General features: G+C 51.1%; 1 pseudogene. It reads right to left on the minus strand.

Annotated elements, in window-relative coordinates:
* Positions 1-264, minus strand: a pseudogene (locus V5P19_RS23775) (4-hydroxyphenylacetate permease); the annotation flags it as partial.

A 264-nucleotide genomic window follows, 5' to 3' on the forward strand; every position in this document is an offset into this window, starting at 1 on the left:
ATATTACTGCTGCCCTGATTAAAGCTTTGCAGGATCTGCGGTGTCCAGATGCTGATCGCACTAAGTGTGTTGGTCAGGCAGAAATACGCCAGGGTATACATCATCACCACCGGAGTGAAGATCTCCCGCCACATGCTGCGTTGTTGCATGGCATGGTGGCTGATGGCTCCCTCTGGCTGAACCAGCGTCAGACGATCGTTATCCATCATCTCTTGCAGGCATTTTTTGTCTTCTTTCGTCAGCCACTTAGCTTTGTCCGGTGAG

This window comes from Enterobacter sp. UNJFSC 003 (genome assembly GCF_036903355.1).
Taxonomy (GTDB): domain Bacteria; phylum Pseudomonadota; class Gammaproteobacteria; order Enterobacterales; family Enterobacteriaceae; genus Enterobacter.